Raw genomic sequence first — 22,647 nt, 5'->3', positions numbered from 1 at the left:
CGGCTCACTCCTCACGCTCACAGGGGCGTCACATAGGCGCCGGTGATGCCGCCGTCGACGACGAACTGCGCGGCGGTCATGAAGGAGGCGTCGTCGCTGGCGAGGAACGCCACAGCGGCGGCGATCTCGGCCGGGTCGCCGAACCGGCCCATCGGCACGTGCACCAGCCGCCGGGCCGCCCGCTCCGGGTCCTTGGCGAACAGCTCCAGCAGCAGCGGCGTCGCCACCGGCCCGGGGCACAGCGCGTTGACCCGGATGCCCTCGCGGGCGAACTGCACGCCCAACTCCCGGGTCATCGCCAGCACCCCGCCCTTGCTCGCGGTGTACGCGATCTGCGACGTGGCAGCGCCCATCAGCGCCACGAACGAGGCGGTGTTGATGATCGAACCCCTGCCCTGCCGGCGCATGTGCGGGATGACGTACTTGCAGCACAGGTAGACGCTCGTGGTGTTGACCCGCAGCACCCGTTCCCAGGCGTCCAAGCCGGTCTCCAGGATCGAGTCGTCGTCCGGCGGCGAGATGCCCGCGTTGTGGAACGACACGTCCACCCGGCCGTGCCGCTGCGCCACCCCGTCGAACAGGTCACGCACGGCCGTCTCGTCGGCCACGTCGGCGGCGACGAACTCGCCACCCACCTCCTCCGCGGCCCGGGTGCCGGCGTCGGCGTCGATGTCCACGCAGACCACCCGGGCACCCTCGGCGGCGAAACGGCGTACGGTGGCCAGCCCGATGCCGCTGCCCGCGCCGGTCACCACTGCCACCCGGTCGGAAAGCCGTCCCTGCACTGTGATCACTCCTCGGTGCCGATGAACACGTTCTTGACGTCGGTGAAGGCGTGCAGTGCGTCCGGGCCCAGCTCCCGGCCCAGGCCGGAGCGCTTCATCCCGCCGAACGGGGTCCAGTAGCGCACCGAGGAGTGCGAGTTGACGCTGAGGTTGCCGGATTCGACGGCGCGGGCCACCCGCACCGCGCGCCCGACGTCCCGGGTCCAGATCGAGCCGGAGAGCCCGTACTCGGTGTCGTTGGCGAGCCGGATCGCGTCCGCCTCGTCGTCGAACGGCAGCACCGAGACGACCGGGCCGAAGACCTCCTCCCGCCAGTGCCGGTCAGCCGGGGAGCCGGCGAGCAGCACGGTGGGGGCGTGCCAGAAGCCGGGGCCGTCGGGGCACGAGCCGGTGAATGCGACGTCCGCGCCGTCGACGTACCCGGCGACCCGGTCCCGGTGCGCGGCGGAGATCAGCGGGCCCATCTCGGCCGTCTCCCGGGCCGGGTCCTCCACCCGCACCGCCTGTACGGCCGGTTCGAGCAGTTCCAGGAACCTGTCGTACACCCGGCGCTGGACCAGGATCCGGGAGCGGGCGCAGCAGTCCTGGCCGGCGTTGTCGAAGACCGCGTACGGCGCGGTGGCCGCCGCCTTCTCCAGGTCCGCGTCGGCGAAGACGATGTTGGCCGACTTGCCGCCCAGCTCCAGCGTCACCCGTTTCACCTGGGCGGCGCAGCCCGCCATGATCCGGGTGCCGACCTCGGTCGAGCCGGTGAAGCAGACCTTGCGGACCGCCGGGTGGGTGACGAACCGTTCGCCGACCACGCTGCCCTGGCCGGGCAGCACTGTGAACACGCCGTCGGGCAGGCCGGCGTCGCGGGCCAGCTCGGCCAGGCGCAGCGCGGTGAGCGGGGTCAGCTCGGCCGGCTTCAGCACCACCGTGTTGCCGGCGGCGAGCGCCGGGGCGAATCCCCAGCAGGCGATCGGCATCGGGAAGTTCCACGGCACGATCACGCCGACCACACCCAGCGGCTCGTGGAACGTGACGTCGAGCCCGCCGGGCACCGGGATCTGGTGCCCGGTCAGCCGTTCCGGCGCGCCCGCGTAGTAGTCGAGCACGTCCCGGACGTTGCCCGCCTCCCAGCGCGCGTTGCCGATGGTGTGCCCGGCGTTGCGCACCTCCAGCCGCGCCAGCTCCTCCAGGTGCGCGTCGACCTGTGCGGCGAACCGTCGCAGCAGCCGCCCCCGATCCCCCGGCGCCACGTGACGCCACGCCTCGAACGCCACAGCCGCCCGCGAGACGGCCGAATCCACGTCCCCAACCGAGCACCCCGGAACGACCCCGATCCCCGCCCCGTCGACAGGCGAGATCACCTCACCCACACGGCCCCCTCTCCTTCTCCCTCTCACCCTCACCGTCACCTCGGCGATCTTGCAGTTGCTGCCCCGGCGAAAGCCGCATAACGCCCGCACCGAGGGCCGACAGTGCAAGATCGCGCGGGTTCGAGGGTGGAGGTGGAGGTGGAGGTGGGGGTGGGGGTGGGGGGTCAGAGGCGTTCGAAGCCACGGGTCAGCTCCCAGTCGGTCACCGCGGCGTCGAAGGCGGTCAGCTCGACCTTCGCCTGGTTGGCGTAGTGGGCGGCCACCTCGTCGCCGAACGCCTCCCGGGCCACCTCCGAGCGCTGCCACAGGTCCAGCGCGTCACGCAGCGTGGTGGGCACCCGCTCGGCGTCCGGGTCGTCGTACGCGTTGCCGGTGCACTCGTCCGCCAGCTCCAGCTCGTTCTCGATGCCGTGCACCGCCCCGGCCACCAGCGCGGCGATCGCCAGGTACGGGTTGACGTCGGCCCCCGGCACCCGGTTCTCCACCCGCATCCCCGGCCCGTGCCCGACCAGCCGCAGCGCGCAGGTGCGGTTGTCGGTGCCCCAGCGCAACGCGGTCGGCGCGAACGAGCCGGGCTGGTAGCGCTTGTACGAGTTGATGTTGGGCGCGAAGAACAGGCTGAGTTCGCGCATGGTGGCGAGCAGCCCGGCCAGCACCCGCTGCCCGGTGACGCTCAGGTGCGCCGGCCCGTCCCCCGGCATCGCCGACGAGCCGGAGGCGTCGCGCAGCGAGAAGTGGATGTGGCAGGAGTTGCCCTCCCGCTCGTTCGGCTTCGCCATGAACGTGATCGCCATGCCCTCCTGGGCGGCGATCTCCTTGGCGCCGTTCTTGTAGACGACGTGGTGGTCGGCGCAGCGCACCGCCTCGTCGTACCGGAAGGCGATCTCGTGCTGGCCGAGGTTGCACTCGCCCTTCGCGCTCTCCGGGGTGAGCCCGGCGCCGGCCATCTCGGTGCGGATGCGGCGCAGCAGCGGCTCGACCCGGGCGGTGCCGAGCAGCGAGTAGTCCACGTTGTACTGGTTGGCCGGCGTCAGGTCGCGGTACCCGCGCCGCCACGCCTCCTCGTACGAGTCGCGGTAGAGCACGAACTCCAGCTCGGTGCCGGCGTACGCGGTCAGCCCGTGCGCGGCCAGCCGGTCGAGCTGCCTGCGCAGGATCTGCCGGGGTGAGGCGACCACCGGGCCGGAGCCGTCCAGCCACTCCAGGTCGGCCAGCAGCAGCGCGGACCCGGGCTGCCAGGGCATCCGGCGCAGCGTGTCCAGGTCGGGGCGCATGGCGAAGTCGCCGTAGCCGCGTTCCCAGCTCGACATCGCGTACCCGTCGACGGTGTTCATGTCGACGTCCACGGCGAGCAGGTAGTTGCAGCCCTCGCTGCCGTGCGTGACCACCTGGTCGAGGAAGTAGGGCGCGTGGAACCGCTTGCCCTGCAATCGGCCCTGCATGTCGGTGAGGGCGAGCACCACCGTGTCGATCTCACCCTCGGTGACGGCGACCCGCAACTGTTCCAGCGAGAGCGGCGTTGGTTTCATCAGGGGCCTCCATCACCAAGGTCTACTGGCAAACCGGATCACCGTCAATGCCCCGGCCCGGCCGGTGGCGAAACCGAGGAGCGCAGATGCGCCGTCGTACCGTCGCGGTCGTCGCCGCCGTCCTCGCGGTCGTGCTCGCAGCGACCGACGCCCACGCCGGCAACCGGCCCGCCGGCCGCCCGGCCGCGGACGGCCTGGACCGGCCGGTCCCCGCCGACGCGCGACAGCGCCCGGTCGCGCTCGACCTGCGCGGCTTCGACGGGCGTGCCGGCTGGTCCGGCTACGACCTGACCCGTCCCCGCGTCGTCGCGACCGGGCTGGAGGCGCCGTGGGGGCTGGACTTCCTGCCCGACGGCAGCGCCCTGGTCGTGCAGCGGGACCAGGGCACGATCCTGCGCGTACGCCCGGGTCGGCCGGCCCGGCAGGTGGCCCGGATCGCGGACGTGGCGGCGGGCGGCGAGGCGGGCCTGCTCGGGCTCGCGGTCTCCCCCCGGTACCGCAGCGACCGGTGGGTCTACGCCGCCTACACCACGGCTGCCGACATCCGGATCGTCCGGTTCCGCCTCGGCTCGTCCCAGCCGCCGCAGGTGCTGGTGAGCGGCATCGCCCGCAGCGCGGTCCACGACGGCGGCCGGATCGCGTTCGGCCCCGACGGCATGCTCTACGCCGGGATCGGCGACGCCGGGGTGACCGCCCGCGCGCAGGACCTGACCAGCCGCAACGGCAAGATCCTGCGGATCCGCCCGGACGGCGGCGTGCCGGCCGGCAACCCGTTCCCCGGCTCGCTCGTCTACAGCTACGGCCACCGCAACGTGCAGGGCCTCGCCTGGGACCGGCACGGGCGGCTGTTCGCCACCGAGTTCGGGCAGAGCACCTGGGACGAGGTGAACCGGATCGTGCCCGGCGGCAACTACGGCTGGCCGCTCGTCGAGGGCATCGCCGGTGACCCCCGGTTCCGCGACCCGGTCGTCGTCTGGCCGCCCGCGCAGGCGTCCCCGAGCGGCGCCGCGCTCGCCCGGGGCACGCTCTACGTCGCCGCGCTGCGCGGCGCCCGGCTCTGGGCGGTGCCCGTCGACGCCGCCGGCCGCGTCGGCGTACCGGTGGCGGAGCTGGCCGGCACCTACGGCCGCCTGCGTACCGTCGAGGTCGCGCCCGACGGTGCGCTCTGGGTGGCGACCAGCAACCGCGACGGCCGAGGCACCGCGGCGGCCGGCGACGACCGCATCCTCCGCTTCCCGCTCACCCACCGCCGCCCCACGATCTGACCCCTGCGGTACGCGGACAGCCCACCCCGCGTCAGCCACGAACCCGCGCCCAGGCCAGGAAACGGCGGTGCAGGTCCGGCGCGTGGTCGGGATTCAACCGGGCGAGTTGTTCCCGCGCCTCGGCCATCAGCCCGGCGAGATAGAGCAGCAGCGCGGTGCGGTCCTCCCGGTACTCGACGAGCAGCGACAGCCGGGCCGGTTGGCAGGGCCACTCCGCGCCGCAGTTGCGGCAGCGCCAGAGCGGACGCACAGGCAGATGCGGGATCACGCGACGGCCCATCACCGCAGCCTTCGGGCGATCGCACGCGCCTCGTCGTCGGTGAGCGGAAGAAACCAGAAGAACCGCCGGACGATCTCGGGTGGCTCCGGTCCGTCGACGCGACCGCGCAGATCCCGGATCGCGCCACGGACGAGGAACGCCATCACCCGGATGAGCGCCGCCGGATCGAGCTGATCGCGCGGGATGCGACGCAGGGTGGGACACGGCCACGGCTCCCGGCAGCGCTCGCATACCCAGTCCGGCTGGTACCCGACGTGACCGATGGCGCTGAGCACACCGACCAGAGCCGTCACCAGCGGCCCCCGTTCGCCCGCCACTCCTGCGCCGGCGTCAGATGCCCCGGACTGCCTGGGCGAACCGTGGGGAACTGCCGGGTCGGTTCGCGCATCCACGCGGGCAGGTTGCCACCGGGATCGCGCTTCGGCAGGGTGGGCAACTCCCGGGTACGGCACCGGAACCATCGGACACGCACATCGGCCTCCTCGTAGATGGAGGGGGCCGCCCGGCATCTCGTCGCAGGCGAGCACGGGCGGCCCCGGGCTGGAATCCGCCCGTGCTCGCCTGCGACGAGCGGATCCGCATGCGTGACAGTCTGGTGAGGACACCGCTACGGTCGGAAGGCATCGAGCCTGGTCACGGCGCACCAGTGAAGCGCACATCCCAGCACCGGATGGCGAATGAAATTCACGCACGAACTGTGGAGGAACTGTGGAGGAACCGACAGCCGACCTCATCCGATCGCAACTCCGCCGGATGCGCTCCGCCGCCGGTCTCAGTCAAGAGGAGTTCGGCAAGCTCCTGCACTACTCCGCCTCCATGGTTTCGGCAGTGGAGACTGGCGCCCGTCCACTGGATCGCGTGTTCCTCGCCCGAGCAGATGAGGCGCTGAAGACCGGCGATCTGCTGACGACACTGCTGAATATGGCCAAACGGGAGAGCCAGCCTTCGTGGTTCCAGCCCTGGCTGGAGGCCGAACGCTCGGCCCGACAGCTTCGGTACTTCAATCCGTCGCTGATCCCTGGCCTGCTTCAGACGGCGAACTATGCCCGCATGGTGCTGCGCTTCGACAGCACAAGACCTTCCGAGGAAGTGGAGAAGCGGGTAGCTGGACGGCTGGAGCGGCAGGAGATCTTGCTCCGCGACCATCCCCCGCTCGTCATCGTAGTGACTGATGAGTCAGCGCTCCGCCGCCGTGACGCCATCATGGCCGAGCAGCTCGCACACCTGCTGCACGTGGCCGAACTCCCGCACGTCCAACTACACGTCATTCCAGCCGACGCCGGTCATCACGTCGGCCTTTCCGGACCGCTGGCGCTGGCCCACTCGGCGGAGGGCGGCTGGGTGGGACACCTGGAGAACCAGCTTGACGGTCTGCTCATCAATGGCGAGGATGCGATGGCGACGCTCCTGGCACGGTGGGAAGGCGTCCGCAGCGTAGCCTTGCCGCAGACCCTGTCGGTCGCCCTGATCAAGGAAGTTGAGAGTCAGCATGGACCTCAGTAACGCGATCTGGAAGAAGTCCACCCGCAGCGGTACAAGCGGGGGCGACTGCGTGGAGGTGGCCGACAACCTGCCGGGTGTGGTGCTGGTACGCGACAGCAAGGACCGCGACGGCGGAACCCTCCACGTCACCCCGTCCTCGTGGCGGTCGTTCGTCTCACTGGCCAAGCAGACCGGACCCGCGGCCTGACCAGCAGGCCATCGCTGCAAGATCTTGACGAATACGCGCCAAGATCTCGCGATGAACTTCACATCGGCTGGACCCAGGCGGATCGCCACGGCGGGGACGGTTCCGCGCCGAGGCTCGTCCAGTACTCCCGGCCCTCGATGATCCGCCCGTCGCGCACGGTCCAGAACGACGCGACGCGATACACGCCCATCTCGTCGTGGGGCACCTCTACCTCGGACACCACGGTGTCTCCCGATGCCACCACCCGCAGCACCCGGATCGACCAGCCCTCCGGGTACTCGGCGTTGATCTTCACGTAGTGATCGCGGCCCACGATCCGCTCGGCGCTGACCGGCCACTCGACCACCACGTCGTCGGCCAGCAGGTCGCCGACGCCGGTCCAGTCCCGGGCTTGCATGCGATCCCACAGCGCGCGTACCACCGCTTCCGCATTCATGGCCGGATCATGGCAGGCCCCACCGACACGTCACGACGGCTCGGCGGGCCCGGGCTCGGCCTGGTCGACGGTGCGGCTCGGGCCGGTGAACCGCTTGCGGGCCGAGGCGTACCACCAGATCGCGACGCCGAGCAGCACGAAGCAGACCGAGACGACAGCGATCTCCACCGCAGGTACCGGTGCCCCCTGAGCGAAGCGGGCCAGCCTCGACCAGGCTGGCCCGCTTCTGTCACAGCGTGGCCCGGCTGGTCTCCTGCTGAGCAGCGCGGAGGGAAACTGGGTAGGTAAGCTGGAAATCAATTTAGCGGGTTGCTTGTAAGAGGGATGAAGACCTATCTACTCTGTTGTCGAGATGGTAATCCGTCCGCAATGAATAGCTGTCCTGGCGGTTGTCGACCGAGCTGATGAAGGAAGAAGTCATGGACCTGATCGGTGCCAAGTGGCGCAAGTCCACCCGCAGCGGTTCCGGCGGCGGCGACTGCGTGGAGGTGGCGGACAACCTTCCCGACATCGTCGGCGTGCGGGACAGCAAGGACCCGTCCGGTCCGGCGCTCACCTTCGATCCGCAGGACTGGAAGGCGTTTCTCGCGTTTGCCAAGAAGTCCTGACACAACACAGAAGCCCCTCAGCTTCGCGCTGAGGGGCTTCTTCGTTGCGAGTGCGCCGGGTTCGGCGGCTACTCCGGGCTTCCTGCTGGCCGCACCGTCTACAGCGAGTCACTCACAGGCGCTCTATATCTCGACAAGCTATCCGAGGTCGCGGCGTACTCTGTGAGCTGGAGAGCGCTCGAAGGTCTGTCGCTCGACGCGGACCGATCGGCCGATCTATTAGCCACGATCGCCAAGGAGATGTAACGATGAGCAACCTTACCGGTGCCGTGTGGCGCAAGAGCAGCCGCAGTGGAGGCAACGGCGGGCAGTGCGTGGAGGTGGCCGATAACCTCTCTGGCATCGTCGGGGTGCGGGACAGCAAGAACCCCTCTGGCCCAGCCCTCACCTTCGACCCCCAGACCTGGCGCTCGTTCGTGGAGTTCGCCAAGCAGCACTGACCAGCAGCGCAGAAGAAGGCCCCTCAGCATCGCGCTGAGGGCCTTCTTCGTTTTCAGGCGTCCGACGCCTCCGCGCCTCCTTCGAGCCGACGGCAAGGGGCACAGGGACCTTCGGTTGGCCGAGCTTCAAGGCGCGGCCGACCCGGCGCACCTCGTCACGAGGATGAAGACGCTCGACCGGTCGTTCATGTCGAGGCCACCTACCGGGCCGGACCGGGCAGGCACCGGACGCGCACTCCCGGCCGATCAAGGTGGTCGATGCGTACCCCGGTAATTGCGTTGTCGCCCGGTCCCGCCCGGGGCATCATTGTGGGCGTGACCAGGCCCGACCCGACGGGCCGGCACCGGGCGCTCGGCAACGCCCGGTCCGCGGCGGCGCGCGGCGTCCACCTCTCTCTCACTGATGTACGGCGATCGGCCGTACCCTCCGGACGCCCCGCGCCGCCGCACCCATCGGCGGACCGTATCGGCGCGACCACCCTTGGTCAGTGACTGACGCTCATGCCAGGATGTCCCGGCATTTACGTTCATCGTCGGCACACTCCGAAGCAGAGGCTCTCCATGACCAGGACCGCCAAGGTGGGTACGGCTTTCGCGATCTTCGCAGCAGCCGTCAGCTTTTTGATCTCTCTCGCCGGATCCTCGCTGAAGAGCACGGTCCAGGTCTTCTTCCTGAACATCGCGGACGGCTTCGACGTCAGCCGCGGCAGCCTGGCGATCGCGACGACGTTGTTCGCTGTGGTCACAGCGATCACGTCGTCGGTGATCGGGCACCTCGCCGACCGGATCGGCGCCATCCCGGTGCTGGCGATCGGCACCGCGCTCAACGGGATCGTGCTGCTGGTCAGCGCCACGGCCGGTGAGTTGTGGATGTTCGTCCTCACCTACGGGGTGGTCGGCGCCGTCGCTGTCACGATGCTCTCCTTCGTACCGCTGGGCGTGCTGGCCGACCAGTTGTTCCAGGGACGCAACAGCGGCCTGTTCTACGCGCTGCTCACGAACGGCGCGGCGGTCGGGTTCATCGTGCTCGTCCCGCTCTGGACGTACCTGGACGACCGGATGTCCTGGAACCGGGTGCTCTTCGCCATCGGTGTGGTGTTCCTCGTCGTACTGCTGCCGCTCTCCCTGGCACTGGTACGCCTCTCGGTCCGGCGGCGGCCGGCCGCGGCGGCGGCGGCGCCGAGGGTGTCGTTCTGGAGCGCGACGGCGATCACGTTCCGCCACCCGCAGATGCGCGCGCTGGTGCTGGCCTTCGTCGGCTGCGGCACCACGATGGCCTTCATCGACGTGCACCTCTTCCCGCACCTGCACGACCACGGCATCTCCGACTCGGTAGGCGCCTCGGCGGTGGCGGTGCTGGGCGCGTTGGAGATCGCCGGCTCGCTGGCCGCCGGACGGCTCTGCGATCTCGGCTGGACGCGCGCCACCCTGATGGCCGCGTACGCGCTGCGCGCCACCGCGATGGTCATGCTGCTCTTCGTCGACCTCCCGGCCACCGTCATCGCCTTCGGCGCGGTCTTCGGCGCGAGCTACCTGGCCACCGTGGTCGCCACGACGGTCTGGGTGACCCGGGCCCTGCCGCCCGGGGTACGGGGCACCGCGCTCGGAGTGCTCTGGGCGGTCCACATGCTGGCCGTGGCGGTGACCAGCCAGGGCGGGGCGATCCTCGCCGACCTGCACCACAACTACACCGCCACCATCGTCGCCTCGGTGGTGCTGACGGCCGTCTCCGTGCTCCTGGTCGCCCGCCAGCCGAGCCCGGACGCCGCAGCCGGCGACGACACGGCCCCGCAGGAGGACATCCGGCCGCCCGTCGAGGTGTGACGGGCCGTCCGGGCCGCGTCGCTGCCCGGACGGCGATCGGATCAAGCTGTTCGACGGAAACAGGCGTGATCACTACGGGAGAGCGGCGCTTCACACGCGCCGCCGCCGCCCTCGATCGGTTGTCGTCACTTCGACGGCGCTCTATCGTCGGCAACCACAGTCGCCACAGCGGCACCTCTTCCTCCCCGGCTGCGGAGTGATCATGCGTGGGCTACGACAGGTGTTCTGCACGACGTACGTCTTCGGCCCGAGTGACCGTTGAAGCCTGACCCGGTGCGGAGATCGGTGGCCGTCGTCGGGGGCGGGGTCGCCGGCGCCCTGCTCACGCTCCGGCTCGCGGAGCTGCTCGGCGGAGCACGCGTCGAGCTGTACCTGGGTGCCGCGACCCGTCACCGGGACGCCACCGCCGCCTCCGGTGGTCTGGTCCGGGGCTTCGAGACGAACCTCGACGACTGCCGGCTGGCGGCCGAGAGCCTCGCCGAGCTGCGCCGCGACCCGGCGCTGGCCCGCGCGGCCGGATACCGGGAGTCGACCTCCTCCTACTTCCTGCGTCCGGGAGCCGACCCGGAACACCAGCTCGCCCTCCTGGACGACCTGCTCGGCGGCTCCGCCCGGCTCGTGCCCGCCGCGGAGGCAGCGCGGACACTCGGCCTCGCTCCCCGGCCGGAGGGCACCTTCGCGGTCGTCGAACGGCACGCGGGTCATGTCCGCCCGGACGCCATGCGCCACCACGCCCTCACCCGGGCTGCCGCGGCAGGTGCCCGGGTGCACCCCGAGACTGTCGACTCGGTGACCGCCGGACCGGCGGTGACGGTGGGCGGCGTCGCCCGGCAGCGGGACGTCGTGGTGGTCGCGGCCGGTGCGTGGTCCGACGCGCTGGTGCCGGTGCCACTGCGCAACCGGCGCATCCAGTACGGCGTCTACCCGCTGGCGCGGCCTGACCTCGGGTGCCTCGTCGACGACGTGTCCACCCTCTACGGCCGGTGCCACGAGGCCGGATCGGTACTGCTCGGTGTCGCCACCTCGGCGTGGGGAGCGCCGCCCGGTGACGACCGCGTCGACCCCGCGTACCTGGACCGGGTGTCGGATGTCGCCCGGAGCGTCCTCGCCCTCGACGGACCGCTGCCACCGCCGCGGCTGTCGGTCGCCGGCGTGGACTGCTTCGCCGGACAGGGCGGGCTGCGGCTGCGGCCGGTCGACGGCATGCCGGGGGTCTTCAGCTTCACCGGCGGCGCGGGAGGCGCCGCGAAGAGTGTTCTGGCGTCGAGTCGGCTGGCCGCCGCGGCTGTGTGCGCGTCGATCGACGTGGAACCGCCACAGATGTTCGAGCACCCGGTGCCCGTCAGCCGGGGGCGGGGCGAGCAGGCGTCGAGATGAGGGACGGCATGGAACGAGACAAGTCAGTGGTCGCGGTGGGAGCGGGTCCGGCCAACCTCGCGTTCGCTGTGGCGGTCGAGGAGATGGCTCCCCACCTGGCCGAGGAGACCCTGCTGGTGGAGCAGCACGACGACATCGCCTGGCAGCGCGGCATGCTGCTGCCCTGGGCGCAGAGCCAGGTCGGCTTCCTCAAGGATCTCGTGACGCTGCGCAACCCGCGCAGCCGTTACTCCTTCGTCAACTACCTGCACTCGACCAGCCGCCTGGACGAGTTCATCAACCTCGGCACGTCGCTGCCGTACCGGCTGGAGGTCTCCGCCTACCTGCAATGGGTGGCCAAGTCGCTGGAGCTGGTACAGGTGGAGTACGGACGGTCGGTCACCGCGATCACGCCGGTCTCGTCGCGTGACGACGGGGTGTCGGATCGGTGGCGGGTCCAGTTCGACACCGGCGAGGTGGTCCGCTGCCGGGACGTGGTGATCGGGGTCGGGCGGGCGCCGAACATCCCCGCCGCGTTCCTGGACCTCCCCGCCGACCGGCTGATCCACAGCACCGGGTTCACCACCCGGTTGGAAGGGCTCGACCCGGCTGCGGTACGCCGCGTCGCAGTCGTCGGCGGAGCACAGAGCGCCGCCGAGATGCTGTGGACGATGTACCAGCGGTTCCCGGACGCCGAGTGCCGGATGGTGATGCGCTCCGCCGGCCTGCGCGGCTACGAGAGCAGTGCCTTCACCAACGAGTTGTACTTCCCGTCCTTCGTCGACCAGTTCTACGCCGGCTCCGCCGAGGCACGGTCGCAGGTGTTGCAGGAGATGCACCGGACGAACTACGCCGGGCTCGCGCCGGGCATGCTCGACACGCTGTACCGCCAGATGTACCAGGACCGGCTGACCGGCCGGGCCCGGATCGCCATGCACACGCTCACCGACGTGCTCGCCGCCCGGATGGACGGCGACGAGGTGGTGTTGACGGTGCACGACCGGCTGCGTGGGACCACCGACGAGCTTCGCACCGACCTGGTGCTCCTGGGCACCGGCTTCGAGCAGGGCATGCCGGCGCTGATCCGGCAGACCGCCGCCTCGGTAGGGGTGACCGAGATCGCGGTCGACCGCAACTACCGCCTGGTGACGCCGGACCCGGTCACCGCCGGCTGCTATCTGCAGGGGGTCAACGAGGCGACGCACGGCATCGCGGACTCACTGATCAGCGTCCTGGCGATCCGAGCCGGCGAGATGGTGACCGACATGCTCGGCGCACGTGGCGACAGCCCGCCGGCACTGGTCGGCACCGGGCCGACCGACGGCAGGTCCATCGAGGGAAGGGACGACTGAGTCATGGAGATCCGCAAGCTGGACCGGGACGGCCTCAAGCCCGACAACGGGCTGCGGGCGCAGCGGCTGATGCCCTGGGACGTGGTGAACGCGCCCTTCGAGGGTTCCTGGTGCGTGGTGCCGCCCGGAGGCGAATCGGGGGCGCACGGTCACCACGAGTACGAGATCTGGATCGCGATGACCGGCGAGGCGGAACTCGTCACCGCCGCCGGCGTGACCCCCTTCGTCGCGGGCGACGTCGTGCACTTCCCACCACACGAGCGGCACCAGGTGGTCAACCGCGGTGACCAGCCGTTCCAGATGTACGCCATCTGGTGGGACAACGATCTGGCCGACCGGTTCGTCGAGCGCCACCGGGCCGCCCGATGACCCTCGGCGAACCTCCGGTGATCGTCGTCCCGGCCACGCCGACCTCCAACGGGGGCCTGCACGTCGGGCACCTGGCCGGGCCGTACCTGGCCGCCGACGTCTACGCCCGCTACCAGCGCGCGCGAGGCCGGTTCGTCCTGCACACGACCTGCACCGACGACAGCCAGTCCTACGTGGCGACCCGGGCCGCCGTCCTGGGAGTGTCACCGGCGGAGCTGGCGCGCGACGCCACCGCCCGGATCGGGCGCGCGTTCACCGCGCTGGGCGCCACAGTGCCCGGGCTGCCGCCGATCGACGAGACCTACCGGCGCACGGTGCTCGACCACGTCTCGGCCCAGCACCGGGCCGGCGCCTTCGAGCTGCGTACGGTCCGCTTCCCGTACGCCCGGCGGGCCGGCGTCTGCCTCTACGACGCGTTCGTCGCCGGCACCTGCCCGACGTGCCTGGCGCAGAGTTCCGGCGGCGCGTGCGAGGCGTGCGGACACCCCAACAACTTCGACGAACTGCTCGACCCGTACTACCCGCTCGACCCCGCCGACGAGATCGAGTACCGCGAGGTGGAGATCCTCGTCCTGCCGTTGGAACGGCTACGCGCTCAGCTCACCGACTACTACGCCCGGCACACGCCACGGTGGCGGCCGAACGCCCGTGACCTGATCACCGAACTGATGGCCGGTCCGCTGCCGGACGTGCCGGTCACCGTGCCCGGTGACTGGGGGCTGCCGGCGCCGTTCGCCGAGACGCCCGGACAGCGGTTGTACCCGTGGATCGAGGCGATGCCCGCGGTCATCTACAGCACGTGGTGGTCGGCGGCACAGCTCGGCCGGCCGGCCGAGCGGGTGGACCGGCTCTGGCTGAGCGACCAGGAGCCGACGATCGTCTACTTCCACGGGTACGACAACGTCTTCCACTGGGGGATGCTGGACCTGGCCATGCTGCTGTCGCACCCGCAGCCGTACGCCACCCCCACGGTCACCGTCACCAACGAGTTCTACGAGCTGGAGCGGTCGAAGTTCTCCACCAGCCGCGACCATCTGGTCTCCGCCACCGACCTGCTGGACCGGGTGCCCCGCGACCTGGCGCGGTTCTACCTGACCCTCACCGCCCCGGAGTTCCAGCGCACCAACTTCACCGAGGCCGACCTGCGACATGTGGTCGGCACCCGGCTGGTGCGGCCCTGGAACCGGTTGGCCGCGGCGCTCGCCGACCTGGCCGTCCCGGACGGCACCGTGTTGCCGGTGAGCACCGCCGGCCAGGACCGGGCCCGGACTGTCGCCGACCGGCTGGGCCGGCACTACCGGGACGACCGGTTCAGCCCGGCCGGGGTCGCCGACACGATCGCGAACCAACTGGAGCGGCTGGCACGCACCGGCCTCGACGCGGAGAACGCCGCCGACGTGCTGGCCCAGGTGCAGACCCTGCTGGCGTACGCGGCACCCATCCTGATCGACGTCACCGACACGCTGGCCGGGGCAGGCGTACCGCTGCGCATCGACGACCGGCCGACGCAGAAGGTCACGATGTTCCGGCTGCCGACGCTGCCGGCCGCATCCGACCAGAGGCCGGCCACCGCCGCCGGACGAGCATCGTAGGAGAAACAGATGAAGTTGCTGGCCATCGAGACCTGCCAGTACCTGGGCTACTACCGGTCGCGTTACGCGCAGGTGGAGGCCCTCGGGGCGACGCTGTACGTGCTCAACGGTGAGGGTGAGCCGGAGTTCTGGCCCGCCGACCGGTACCGGATCGCCGGGTCCCGCCAGATCGACGAGATCATCGCCGTCGCCAAGCAGTGGCACCAGGCCGAGGGCTTCGACGGGGTGCTGACCTTCTCGGAGTCGTCGGTGATCACCGTGGCGGCGGTGGCCGAGGCGCTCGGTCTGCCCGGCATCGGCCTACGGACCGCCGTGAACTGCCGCAACAAGTACCTGATGCGGCAGGCGTACGAGCGTGCCGGCGCGCCCTCGCCGCGGTTCCGGCTGACCACCTCGCTGGCCGAGGCGCAGACCGCCGCGGCGGAGTTCGGCTACCCGGTCATCATCAAACCCACGCACGGGGCGGGCAGCAACTTCGTGTTCAAGGTCGAGTCGCCGGCCGAGCTGGCCGAGCGGTACGCGCAGGCGGAGGAGGGCAGCCGGGACATGTTCTGGGCGCGCTCCGAGCCGGAGGGGGTCGACCTCGGACCGAGCGGCCTGCTGGTGGAGTCGTTCCTGGACGGCGCCGAGCACCTGATGGAGGTCGTCGTCTGGGACGACGAGGTCTATCTCGGCTCGGTGGTCGACCGGGTCACCCTCGAAGGGCAGACCTTCGACGACGACGTACACCGCGCCCCGACGTCGATGAGCCCGCGCGAGCTGGCGGCGGTGCACGAGGTGGTGGCCGCCGGGGTGCGGGCGCAAGGGCTGCGCCGCAGCGTGGCCCACGCGGAGGTGCGGTTCCACGACGGCCGGCCGTACCTGCTGGAGATCGCCGCGCGGGTCGGTGGCGGCGGCCTCGACCTGATCGCCCGGCTCACCGCCGACCACGACCCGATCGCGGCTGTCGTCGACATCGCCCGTGGCGTACGGCCCCGGGTGCGGCACTTCCAGCCCACCGGCACGCACACCGCCTCCATGTGCCTGATCTGCCCGGCCGGCACCATCGCGGAGGTGCACGTACCGGCCGAGGTCAGCGAGTCGGCGCAGACGTTCGACCTGAAGATCACCGCTCGGCCGGGCGACGTGATCAAGCGCCCACCGCACGGCAACACCATCCTCGGCTTCCTCGGCACCACAGGGGCTTCGGAGGAGGACGCCTTCTCGACCATGATCCGGTTCGCGGATCTGGTCGAGGTGACGTTCGCCGGCTGAGGTCGCTCCCCGCCCGCCCTTCATTCCACAGACAGACAAGGACGATGGTTCATGGCGCAGACAGTCGAGGCAGTGGTGTCGCTCGGCCCGGGCCAACCGGTGCAACTCCGCGACATCGTGGTGCCGGACCCGGGACCGGACGAGGCGACCGTACGGGTGCTCGCCTGCGGTGTCTGCCACACCGATCTGCACTACCGCGACGGCGTCATCGGCTCCGGCTACCCGTACCTGCTGGGGCACGAGGCAGCCGGCGTCGTCGAGCAGGTGGGGGACAACGTCAGCCATGTCGCGCCGGGTGACCGGGTCATCCTCAACTGGCGGGCGGTGTGCGGCCGGTGCCGGCCCTGCCGGCGCGGCGTGCCCGAGGCGTGTCTGGACGAGTTCACCGCCGGTCAGCCGATGACGCTGACCACCGGGGAGCCGCTCGGCCCGGCCCTCGGCATCGGCGCCTTCGCCCGGCTCACCCTGGTCCACGCCGGACAGTGCACACCGGTCGACAAGGCGGTGGACCCGGCCGCCGCCTGCCTCCTGGGTTGCGGTGTGATGTCCGGACTGGGCGCGGCGCGGCGCACGGGCGGCGTCGCCCCCGGCGACACCGTGGCGGTGATCGGCTGCGGCGGGGTGGGTTGCGCGGCGGTGGCCGGCGCCCGGCTGGCCGGGGCGACCACGATCGTCGCCGTCGACATCGATCCGCGGAAGCTTCCGATGGCCACCCGGTTCGGCGCCACGCACGTCGTCGACGCCAGCCGGGAACCGGACGTGGTCGCCAGGATCAGGGAGATCACCGACGGTCTCGGCGCGGACGTGACCATCGACGCCGCCGGGTCGCCCGAGACCTGGACGCAGGCCTTCCGGGCACGCGCGATCGGCGGCACGTTCGTGCTGGTGGCCCGGCCGGACTCGTCGATGCGGCTGGAGATGCCGTTGTTGGACCTCTTCCTGCACGGCGGCACCTACAAGACCTCCTGGTACGGCGACTGTCTCCCGTCCCGGGACATGCCGGCGCTCGTCGACCTGCACCTGCAGGGCCGGCTGCCGCTCGACCTCTTCGTCACCGAACGGATCGGGCTGGGCGACGTGGAGGTGGCGTTCGAACGCATGCGCCGGGGTGAGGTGCTGCGCAGCGTCGTCCTGCTCGACTGACAGACCGGCCGACCACCCCTAGGAGAACGCATGCCCACGATCGACTACCACGGCCGCCGGTTCCGGCCGGTCGCCGACGGCAGCGGGGAGCACAGCCGCGTCGCGCACTACCACCAGGACGGCGATCTGCTCTGGGGCGAGTTCACCGGCGGGCACGCGCGCCGGGGCACCCTCACCGGCCGGTGCCGGGCGGACGGCTCGCTCGACTTCGCGTACTGCATGGTGCTGGACGACGGGCGGATCATCGTCGGCGAGTGCCACAGCGTCCCCGAGATCCTTCCCGACGGGCGCATCCTCCTGCACGAGACGTGGCAGCGCCACGGCGCCCACGCCGCCAGTGGTGTGTCCCGGATCGAGGAGATCCCCGCGCCCGCCGGGGTCGGCTAGACGAACAGCAGGCCCGCCACCCAGAGGGCGGCGATCATCAGACCGGCCGTGAACTCCAGGAGCATCGACAACCCGGCCGCCTTGAGCGCCTGCACCGTGGCCGGCCAGGCGAGCCGGGTGTCGCCCAGCCGCAGCCGTTCCGCGCCGAAGATCCCGCCGACGAAGCCGATCGGCAGCCCGACCACCGGGATCACGAAGAACCCGACCACGCCGAGCAGCCCACCGGCCAGCAACGAGGTGGTGGGCACTCCGGTCCGCTTGAGGTTGCGCCCCGGCCAGAGGTACTTGAGCACGGTGCCGCCGGCGGCGATCACAGTGGCGGCGGCGAGCACCGCCCAGCGGCCCGGCCCGGCGTCGCCGAACAGCGCCCACACCAGTACGCCGCCCCAGCACAGCGGCAGTGCCGGTAACCCGGGCACCACCACTCCGGCCAGGCCGGCGACGATCGCCAGCGCGGCGACCACCGACACCACGGCCTGCGAATCGGTGAGGCTCACCGGTTCTCCTTTCCTCGCCTGCCGCGTGCGCGGGAGGTGTCAAGCGGGGCCCCCTGCTCTACCGGAGGCGTCAAGAGGGGGCCCTTCCGCCTTACCCGCCCAGGCGGGCGCGGATGCCGTCGGCGGGCATCGGGGCGCCGAACAGCCGGCCCTGCCCGGTGTCGCAGCGCAGCGCCCGCAGCCGTTCGGCCTGCACCTCGGTCTCCACCGCCTCGGCCGTCACCGACAGCTCCAGCGCGTGCGCCAGCCGGACCAGCGCGTCCACGATCCGCTCGTCCCGGTGGTCGGCGACCGCGTCCCCGCCGTCACCCCGAATCCCCTCGACGAACGGGCCGGCCAGCTTCACGCAGTGGATCGGCAGCCGCCGCAGGTACGCCAGGTTCGAGTAGCCGGTGCCGAAGTCGTCGATGGCCAGCCGCAGCCCGAGGCCGGCGAGCTGGTGCAGCGTCCGCAGCGGCTCGCCGGCGCTGCCCATGACGGCGCTCTCGGTCAGTTCGAGCTGCAACAGCTCGGCCGGCAGGCCGGTGTGCTGCAACGCCTCCGCAACCGTCTCCACGATGGCCGGGTCGTCGGCCTGCCGGGCGGCCAGGTTGACGCTCACCACCGGCGTGGTGTCCGGGTACGCGCGCCGCCACGACTCGGCGTCGCGGCACGCCTGGCGCAGCACCCAGGCGCCGAGCCGGACGATCAGGCCGGTCTCCTCGGCCAGCCCGATGAACCGGTCCGGCCCGATCAGCCCCAGCTCCGGGTGCTGCCAGCGCACCAGCGCCTCGACCGCCACCATCGTGCCGTCCAGCAGCGACACGATCGGCTGGTAGTGCAGCACGAACTCGCCCCGGTCCAGCGCGGCGGGCAGGTTCGCGGCCAGTGCGGAACGGGCGATGTCGGCGGCGCTGCGCTCCGGGTCGTACACCGCCCAGCGGCCCCGGCCCTCCGCCTTGGCCCAGTAGAGCGTGGTGTCGGCGGCCTTCATCAGGTCACCGACGCTCGTCTCCGCCGCCGGGCACTCCACGATGCCGATGCTCGCGGACACGGCGAGCTGCTGGTCGGCGACGTGCACCGGCGCGGACACCGCGGCCAGGGCCAGCTCGGCGACCTCCACCGCGTCGTCGATGCCGCCGTCGGAGTCGACCAGGATGACGAACTCGTCGCCGCCCATCCGGGCCACCACGTGACCGCGCCCGGCCACGCAGTCGCTCAGCCGGCGGGCGATCACCTTGAGCAGCCGGTCGCCCAGGTCGTGCCCGAGGCTGTCGTTCACCGCCTTGAAGCCGTCCAGGTCGATGAAGCACAGCCCGACGCGCTGGTCCGGGCCGGCGCCGTCGAAGACGTCACCGAGCTTCTCGAAGAACAGCGTGCGGTTGGGCAGCCCGGTCAGCGGGTCGTGCAGCGCCTGGAAGCGCAGCCGTTGCTGCAACTCGTACCGCTGGGTGATGTCCTCCACCATGGCGACGGTGAACCGGGGGCGGCCGTCGTCGTACCGGATCAGTGAGACCGCGAGGTCGGTCCAGACCACGCTGCCGTCCTTGCGGTAGTAGCGCTTCTCCACCCGCGCGCTGTCCCGCTTGCCCTCGATCAGCTCCTGGTACACCTCCCACATCCCGGCCGCGTCGTCGGGGTGGAACAACGCCGACACGTTCATCCGCCGCATCTCCGCGACGGCGTAGCCGAGCATGTCCGCGAACGACTGGTTGACCTCGATGATCTGCCCGTCCACACCGGCGATGCCGATGCCGATGGCGGCGCCGGTGAAGACCGCCCGGAAGCGGGCCTCGCTGTCCCGCAGCGCCTGCTCCACGGTGTCCCGGGCCTGCCACGCGGACCGGGCGATCCGCTCCTGCTGGCTGAAGACCCGGTCGCGCAGCGCGCGGGCGAACCCGGCGGCGAACGCGCCCTGCAACAGCGCGACCCGCTCGCGCAGCTCCGGCGACTCGGTGCGCGACGGCAGCACCCAGGGCAGGAGCCGGTCGCCGAGCGCCTGCACCGACCAGTCGAGCACGCCGGGCTCGGTGAGGTGCGCCTGGACCAGGGCACGCCCCACCTCCTCCGCCGGGCCGGCGGAGAAGGTGGGGGCGAGCAGGGCCTCGCCGAGTCGCTCGGTGAGCGGCACCAGCAGGCGCTCGGTCTCGGCAGCGCTCAGCGGCACGAACCCGATGCGGCGCACCGCGCGAGCCCACTCGGCGGCGTACGCGGCGGCGCCGGGCCGGCTGACGTCTCCCCCGTCGCTGTCCGGGGCGCGCATGGGATCAGCCGTCGGCGCGGTCGTGCCGGGCGACGCCGCCGAAGGCACCGAACCGCTCCGGGTGCTCGTCCACGTCCGACGGGGAGTCGGGCCGCCACAGCGGCATGTGCACCACGCCCGGTTCGAGGATCGTCCAGTCGCCGAAGAAGCCGGTGATCTCGGCCCGGGAGCGCAGCGTGATCTCCGTGGCGGTACGCGCCGACAGCCGCTGCGCGTCCAGCATCTCCTGCGGCTGGTCCTCGAACGTGGAGTGGGAGATGACCAGGTAGCTGCCGGGCGCGGCGGCGGCCCGCAGCGTGGCCAGGATGTCGGCCGGGCGGTCGGTGTCGGGCACGAAGTGCACCACGCCGGCGAGCAGGATGCCCAGCGGCCGGTCGAAGTCGATCAGGCCGCTGGCGCGGGCGTGGTCCAGGACCAGCTTCGGCTCGCGCAGGTCGGCCAGGACCGCCGTGGCCCGCTCGTTGCCGGCGAGCAGTTCGTGGCTGTGCGCCACCGCGACCGGGTCGATGTCCACGTACACGATGCGGGCCTGCGGGTCGGCGGCCTGGGCCACCTCGTGCACGTTGCCGACGGTGGGGATGCCGGAGCCGATGTCGAGGAACTGGTCGATGCCGGCGTCGAGCAGCACCCGTACGGCCCGGCGCAGGAACTCCCGCCCGGAGCGCATGGTGGCGGCCAGGTTCGGCGTCATGGCCGCGATCTGTTCGGCGAGCTGCCGGTCGATCTCGAAGTTGTGCGCCCCGCCGAGGAAGTAGTCGTAGACACGGGCGGCGCTCGGCCGGTTCAGGTCGATCTCGGTGGGCAGGCTCTCCGGCGTCTGCATCGCTCGGTCCCCCAGGTCGTCGTCCGCCGTCGATGGCGGATCATGTGGTCCAGACCACTCTAGGCCGGTACGGCCGGGTTCGGGAGATCCACCGGAGGCGATGCTGCCGACCCGGGTCAGGCGGCCGATTCCAGCAGCAGCGAGATGCCCTGGCCGACGCCGATGCACATGGTGGCGAGCGCCCGCCGGCCACCCCTTCGGCGCAGTTCCAGCGCGGCGGTCAACGCCAGCCGGGCACCGCTGGCGCCGAGCGGGTGGCCCAGCGCGATCGCCCCGCCACCGGGGTTGACGTGCTCGGCGTCCTCCGGCAGGCCCAGTTCGCGCAGCACCGCCACCGACTGCGCGGCGAACGCCTCGTTCAGCTCGATCACGTCCACGTCGGCGAGCGACAGGCCGGTCCGGCCGAGCAGCTTCCGGGTCGCCGGGACCGGGCCGATGCCCATGATCCGCGGCGGTACGCCTGCGGACGCGGCACCGCGTACCCGGGCCAGCGGGGTGAGGCCGTAGCGTTCGACGGCGGCCGCGGAGGCGACGAGCAGCGCGACGGCGCCGTCGTTGACGCCGGAGGAGTTCCCGGCGGTGACGGTGCCGCCGTCGCGGAACGGGGTGGGCAGCGAGGCGAGCTTCTCCAGCGACGTCTCGCGCGGGTGCTCGTCGGCCTCGACCAGCTTCGTCTCGCGCTTGCCCGCGGGCACCGTCACCGGGACGATCTCCTCGGCCAGCCGCCCGTCGGCCTGCGCCTTGGCGGCCCGCTGCTGCGACCGGTACGCGAAGGCGTCCTGCGCGGCCCGGTCCACGCCGAACTCGGCTGCCACGTTCTCCGCCGTCTCCGGCATCGAGTCGATGCCCCACCCCTTGCGCATCAGGGGATTGACCAGCCGCCAGCCGATCGTGGTGTCGTACACCTCGGCGGTGCGGGCGAACGGCGTGGCCGCCTTCGGCATGACGAACGGCGCGCGGCTCATGCTCTCCACGCCGCCGGCCACCACCAGGTCGGCCTCCCCGGCGACGATCGCGCGGGCGGCGGACGCGAGCGCGTCCAGGCCGGAGCCGCAGAGCCGGTTGACGGTGCTGCCCGGCACCTCCTCCGGCAGGCCGCCGAGCAGCGCGGCCATCCGGGCCACGTTGCGGTTGTCCTCGCCGGCCTGGTTGGCGCAGCCCAGGATCACGTCGTCGGTGCGGGCCCAGTCGACCGAGGGGTGACGGGCCACCAGCTCGCGGACGACGTGCGCGGCCAGGTCGTCGGGGCGGACTCCGGCCAGGGCGCCGGCGTACCGGCCGATCGGGGTGCGGACTCCGGCAACGAGATAGGCCACTGTCATCGCGCGTACGTCCTTCGGGGGTGGGAAGGGGTCGGTCGGCGGGTCGCGGGGGTACCCGGCGCCAGGATATCCGTGACCGGAGCGGATAGGTT

24 protein-coding genes and 1 pseudogene are annotated in these 22,647 nt (G+C 71.6%); 14 read left to right on the top strand and 11 right to left on the bottom strand.

The features are described from left to right. Positions 1 to 17: 17 nt before the first annotated feature. From O7622_RS11670 to O7622_RS11660, 3 genes are all read right to left on the bottom strand, one after another. Positions 18 to 785, bottom strand: a complete 768-nt coding sequence (locus O7622_RS11670; protein ID WP_282313366.1) for a 3-oxoacyl-ACP reductase — start codon at positions 783 to 785, stop codon at positions 18 to 20. 5 nt (positions 786 to 790) lie between these two features. Continuing rightward, positions 791 to 2,134, bottom strand: coding sequence for an aldehyde dehydrogenase family protein (locus O7622_RS11665; RefSeq protein ID WP_348774073.1), 1,344 nt, complete (start codon positions 2,132 to 2,134; stop codon positions 791 to 793). Positions 2,135 to 2,310: 176 nt separating this feature from the next. Beyond that, a complete protein-coding gene (locus O7622_RS11660; protein WP_282313364.1) occupies positions 2,311 to 3,675 on the bottom strand; it encodes a glutamine synthetase family protein in 1,365 nt (454 codons plus the stop codon). 86 nt (positions 3,676 to 3,761) lie between these two features. Here O7622_RS11660 and O7622_RS11655 point away from each other — a divergent pair, with 86 nt between their 5' ends. Continuing rightward, positions 3,762 to 4,940, top strand: coding sequence for a PQQ-dependent sugar dehydrogenase (locus O7622_RS11655; protein WP_282313363.1), 1,179 nt, complete (start codon positions 3,762 to 3,764; stop codon positions 4,938 to 4,940). 31 nt (positions 4,941 to 4,971) lie between these two features. Here the strand turns inward: O7622_RS11655 and O7622_RS11650 are convergent, their stop codons facing one another. Together O7622_RS11650 and O7622_RS11645 are read right to left on the bottom strand one after the other, a co-directional pair. Then, positions 4,972 to 5,220: a flavin reductase gene (locus tag O7622_RS11650; protein ID WP_282313362.1), complete on the bottom strand. Its 249-nt coding sequence runs from the start codon at positions 5,218 to 5,220 to the stop codon at positions 4,972 to 4,974. Beyond that, positions 5,220 to 5,513: a hypothetical protein gene (locus O7622_RS11645; protein WP_282313361.1), complete on the bottom strand. Its 294-nt coding sequence runs from the start codon at positions 5,511 to 5,513 to the stop codon at positions 5,220 to 5,222. The genes O7622_RS11650 and O7622_RS11645 overlap by 1 nt, the downstream gene beginning before the upstream one ends. Before the next feature lie 460 nt (positions 5,514 to 5,973). Here O7622_RS11645 and O7622_RS11640 point away from each other — a divergent pair, with 460 nt between their 5' ends. Next, on the top strand, positions 5,974 to 6,723 hold the full coding sequence (locus tag O7622_RS11640; RefSeq protein ID WP_282314111.1) for a helix-turn-helix transcriptional regulator: 750 nt from the start codon (positions 5,974 to 5,976) through the stop codon (positions 6,721 to 6,723). Further along, positions 6,710 to 6,910, top strand: a complete 201-nt coding sequence (locus tag O7622_RS11635; protein ID WP_145822840.1) for a DUF397 domain-containing protein — start codon at positions 6,710 to 6,712, stop codon at positions 6,908 to 6,910. The genes O7622_RS11640 and O7622_RS11635 overlap by 14 nt, the downstream gene beginning before the upstream one ends. A gap of 58 nt (positions 6,911 to 6,968) precedes the next feature. Here O7622_RS11635 and O7622_RS11630 read toward each other — a convergent pair whose 3' ends face one another. Together O7622_RS11630 and O7622_RS11625 are read right to left on the bottom strand one after the other, a co-directional pair. After that, the gene (locus O7622_RS11630) at positions 6,969 to 7,346 is read right to left on the bottom strand and encodes a nuclear transport factor 2 family protein (RefSeq protein ID WP_282313360.1); all 378 of its coding nucleotides are present in this window, start codon (positions 7,344 to 7,346) and stop codon (positions 6,969 to 6,971) included. 30 nt (positions 7,347 to 7,376) lie between these two features. Beyond that, complete coding sequence (locus O7622_RS11625; RefSeq protein WP_282313359.1) at positions 7,377 to 7,514, bottom strand: hypothetical protein; 138 nt, start codon at positions 7,512 to 7,514, stop codon at positions 7,377 to 7,379. Positions 7,515 to 7,765: 251 nt separating this feature from the next. Between O7622_RS11625 and O7622_RS11620 the strand changes: the two genes are divergently transcribed. The 11 genes and pseudogenes from O7622_RS11620 (at position 7,766) to O7622_RS11570 (ending at position 17,671) form a co-directional block, all read left to right on the top strand. After that, a complete protein-coding gene (locus O7622_RS11620; protein ID WP_282314110.1) occupies positions 7,766 to 7,954 on the top strand; it encodes a DUF397 domain-containing protein in 189 nt (62 codons plus the stop codon). 96 nt (positions 7,955 to 8,050) lie between these two features. Beyond that, positions 8,051 to 8,200 (top strand): annotated as a pseudogene (locus O7622_RS11615) (Scr1 family TA system antitoxin-like transcriptional regulator); the annotation flags it as partial. 2 nt (positions 8,201 to 8,202) lie between these two features. Continuing rightward, entirely contained in the window at positions 8,203 to 8,394 is a 192-nt protein-coding gene (locus O7622_RS11610; protein ID WP_282313358.1) for a DUF397 domain-containing protein, read from the top strand. 561 nt (positions 8,395 to 8,955) lie between these two features. Then, positions 8,956 to 10,218, top strand: a complete 1,263-nt coding sequence (locus tag O7622_RS11605; RefSeq protein WP_282313357.1) for an MFS transporter — start codon at positions 8,956 to 8,958, stop codon at positions 10,216 to 10,218. A 273-nt stretch (positions 10,219 to 10,491) separates the two neighbouring features. Then, a complete protein-coding gene (locus O7622_RS11600) occupies positions 10,492 to 11,595 on the top strand; it encodes an FAD-dependent oxidoreductase (RefSeq protein WP_282313356.1) in 1,104 nt (367 codons plus the stop codon). An 8-nt stretch (positions 11,596 to 11,603) separates the two neighbouring features. Continuing rightward, positions 11,604 to 12,926 (top strand): SidA/IucD/PvdA family monooxygenase, encoded by a 1,323-nt coding sequence (locus O7622_RS11595; protein ID WP_282313355.1) that lies wholly within the window; start codon positions 11,604 to 11,606, stop codon positions 12,924 to 12,926. Positions 12,927 to 12,929: 3 nt separating this feature from the next. Continuing rightward, the gene (locus tag O7622_RS11590) at positions 12,930 to 13,295 is read left to right on the top strand and encodes a cupin domain-containing protein (protein ID WP_282313354.1); all 366 of its coding nucleotides are present in this window, start codon (positions 12,930 to 12,932) and stop codon (positions 13,293 to 13,295) included. Beyond that, positions 13,292 to 14,887, top strand: a complete 1,596-nt coding sequence (locus O7622_RS11585; protein WP_282313353.1) for a class I tRNA ligase family protein — start codon at positions 13,292 to 13,294, stop codon at positions 14,885 to 14,887. Before O7622_RS11590 ends, O7622_RS11585 begins: the two co-directional genes overlap by 4 nt. Positions 14,888 to 14,896: 9 nt before the next feature. Continuing rightward, complete coding sequence (locus tag O7622_RS11580) at positions 14,897 to 16,141, top strand: ATP-grasp domain-containing protein (protein WP_282313352.1); 1,245 nt, start codon at positions 14,897 to 14,899, stop codon at positions 16,139 to 16,141. Positions 16,142 to 16,192: 51 nt separating this feature from the next. Continuing rightward, positions 16,193 to 17,284 (top strand): S-(hydroxymethyl)mycothiol dehydrogenase, encoded by a 1,092-nt coding sequence (locus tag O7622_RS11575; RefSeq protein ID WP_282313351.1) that lies wholly within the window; start codon positions 16,193 to 16,195, stop codon positions 17,282 to 17,284. 30 nt (positions 17,285 to 17,314) lie between these two features. After that, positions 17,315 to 17,671, top strand: coding sequence for a hypothetical protein (locus O7622_RS11570; RefSeq protein ID WP_282313350.1), 357 nt, complete (start codon positions 17,315 to 17,317; stop codon positions 17,669 to 17,671). Here the strand turns inward: O7622_RS11570 and O7622_RS11565 are convergent. The 4 genes from O7622_RS11565 to pcaF form a co-directional block, all read right to left on the bottom strand. Then, positions 17,668 to 18,168 (bottom strand): DUF456 domain-containing protein, encoded by a 501-nt coding sequence (locus tag O7622_RS11565; protein ID WP_282313349.1) that lies wholly within the window; start codon positions 18,166 to 18,168, stop codon positions 17,668 to 17,670. The two genes, O7622_RS11570 and O7622_RS11565, sit on opposite strands and share 4 nt — an antisense overlap. A gap of 91 nt (positions 18,169 to 18,259) precedes the next feature. Then, complete coding sequence (locus O7622_RS11560) at positions 18,260 to 20,410, bottom strand: EAL domain-containing protein (protein ID WP_282313348.1); 2,151 nt, start codon at positions 20,408 to 20,410, stop codon at positions 18,260 to 18,262. A 4-nt stretch (positions 20,411 to 20,414) separates the two neighbouring features. Then, a complete protein-coding gene (locus O7622_RS11555; RefSeq protein ID WP_282313347.1) occupies positions 20,415 to 21,233 on the bottom strand; it encodes an SAM-dependent methyltransferase in 819 nt (272 codons plus the stop codon). A gap of 116 nt (positions 21,234 to 21,349) precedes the next feature. Then, positions 21,350 to 22,555 (bottom strand): 3-oxoadipyl-CoA thiolase, encoded by a 1,206-nt coding sequence (gene pcaF / locus O7622_RS11550; protein WP_282313346.1) that lies wholly within the window; start codon positions 22,553 to 22,555, stop codon positions 21,350 to 21,352. Between the last annotated feature and the right edge of the window lie 92 nt (positions 22,556 to 22,647).

Source organism: Micromonospora sp. WMMD1076 (genome assembly GCF_029581475.1).
Taxonomy (GTDB): Bacteria; Actinomycetota; Actinomycetes; order Mycobacteriales; family Micromonosporaceae; genus Micromonospora; species Micromonospora aurantiaca.
This window is presented reverse-complemented; position numbering and strand designations above follow the sequence as displayed.

Coding starts and splice junctions, on each gene's coding strand:
- O7622_RS11660 (WP_282313364.1), bottom strand. CDS start 3,675: ATGAAACCAACGCCGCTCTCGCTGGAACAGTTGCGGGTCGCCGTCACC.
- O7622_RS11655 (WP_282313363.1), top strand. CDS start 3,762: ATGCGCCGTCGTACCGTCGCGGTCGTCGCCGCCGTCCTCGCGGTCGTG.
- O7622_RS11650 (WP_282313362.1), bottom strand. CDS start 5,220: ATGGGCCGTCGCGTGATCCCGCATCTGCCTGTGCGTCCGCTCTGGCGC.
- O7622_RS11640 (WP_282314111.1), top strand. CDS start 5,974: ATGCGCTCCGCCGCCGGTCTCAGTCAAGAGGAGTTCGGCAAGCTCCTG.
- O7622_RS11635 (WP_145822840.1), top strand. CDS start 6,710: ATGGACCTCAGTAACGCGATCTGGAAGAAGTCCACCCGCAGCGGTACA.
- O7622_RS11630 (WP_282313360.1), bottom strand. CDS start 7,346: ATGAATGCGGAAGCGGTGGTACGCGCGCTGTGGGATCGCATGCAAGCC.
- O7622_RS11620 (WP_282314110.1), top strand. CDS start 7,766: ATGGACCTGATCGGTGCCAAGTGGCGCAAGTCCACCCGCAGCGGTTCC.
- O7622_RS11610 (WP_282313358.1), top strand. CDS start 8,203: ATGAGCAACCTTACCGGTGCCGTGTGGCGCAAGAGCAGCCGCAGTGGA.
- O7622_RS11605 (WP_282313357.1), top strand. CDS start 8,956: ATGACCAGGACCGCCAAGGTGGGTACGGCTTTCGCGATCTTCGCAGCA.
- O7622_RS11595 (WP_282313355.1), top strand. CDS start 11,604: ATGGAACGAGACAAGTCAGTGGTCGCGGTGGGAGCGGGTCCGGCCAAC.
- O7622_RS11590 (WP_282313354.1), top strand. CDS start 12,930: ATGGAGATCCGCAAGCTGGACCGGGACGGCCTCAAGCCCGACAACGGG.
- O7622_RS11585 (WP_282313353.1), top strand. CDS start 13,292: ATGACCCTCGGCGAACCTCCGGTGATCGTCGTCCCGGCCACGCCGACC.
- O7622_RS11580 (WP_282313352.1), top strand. CDS start 14,897: ATGAAGTTGCTGGCCATCGAGACCTGCCAGTACCTGGGCTACTACCGG.
- O7622_RS11575 (WP_282313351.1), top strand. CDS start 16,193: ATGGCGCAGACAGTCGAGGCAGTGGTGTCGCTCGGCCCGGGCCAACCG.
- O7622_RS11570 (WP_282313350.1), top strand. CDS start 17,315: ATGCCCACGATCGACTACCACGGCCGCCGGTTCCGGCCGGTCGCCGAC.
- O7622_RS11560 (WP_282313348.1), bottom strand. CDS start 20,410: ATGCGCGCCCCGGACAGCGACGGGGGAGACGTCAGCCGGCCCGGCGCC.
- O7622_RS11555 (WP_282313347.1), bottom strand. CDS start 21,233: ATGCAGACGCCGGAGAGCCTGCCCACCGAGATCGACCTGAACCGGCCG.
- pcaF (WP_282313346.1), bottom strand. CDS start 22,555: ATGACAGTGGCCTATCTCGTTGCCGGAGTCCGCACCCCGATCGGCCGG.